The sequence below is a fragment of the Vibrio sp. 704 genome, from assembly GCF_033339295.1.
In genome coordinates this window covers 1-644 of record NZ_JAWOUH010000556.1, presented here as the reverse complement: position 1 = coordinate 644, position 644 = coordinate 1, and the positions used below count along the sequence as shown (strand labels likewise).

The window sequence follows — 644 nt, the reverse complement described above, 5'->3', positions numbered from 1 at the left end:
AACCAAGTGTTCTGGCGCAAAAGGTTTCTCTATAAAATCGTAGGCCCCTTGGTGTAACGCATTTACGGCCATTGAGATGTCACCATGGCCTGTAATCATGATGACTGGCAGGTTTGGGTCGCGTTGAACTAACGTGGTTAACAGGTCCATACCTGAAATACCGGGTAAGCAGATGTCGGTTACAATTACGCCAGCTTCATCGCTTTGTTTCATGGCTAACAAGGCGGATTCCGCATCGGAAAAAAATGTCGCTTCGATATCGGCTAGCTCAAACGTTTGTTCTATTGCTAATCGAAGGTCGGCTTCATCATCAATAAAAAACACCTGACACATTATCTTATCCTTCTGATTGTTCGGTGCGTTGGCATATTGGTAAGCACAATGAGAATCGAGCGCCACCTTGGGCTCGGTTGTGAGCACTCAAGCTGCCGTTCATGCCAGCCAGTATTTGCTGAGATATAGAAAGTCCTAATCCCAATCCATTCTTTTTAGTTGTTAAAAACGGTTCGCAAAGTTCGGACAGTGTGTGCGAACCAAGCCCAGGGCCATTGTCATCGACATGAATCATCACTTTGTTTTCATCCGTATCCGTTTCAACGAGCAACCACACTTGTTGATCTTGTTGTTCTTTTACGGCTTAAATT

The 644-nt window shown here is 44.9% G+C and carries 1 protein-coding gene and 1 pseudogene; both read right to left on the bottom strand.

Features of this window, described 5'->3' with window-relative positions; genetic code table 11:
- A partial coding sequence (locus tag R7R24_RS27735; protein WP_318120282.1) for a response regulator occupies nt 1–333 on the bottom strand: 333 nt, incomplete at its 3' end.
- Between the two features lie 4 nt (nt 334–337).
- Nucleotides 338–637: pseudogene (locus R7R24_RS27730) on the bottom strand (ATP-binding protein); the annotation flags it as partial.
- Nucleotides 638–644: the final 7 nt, after the last annotated feature.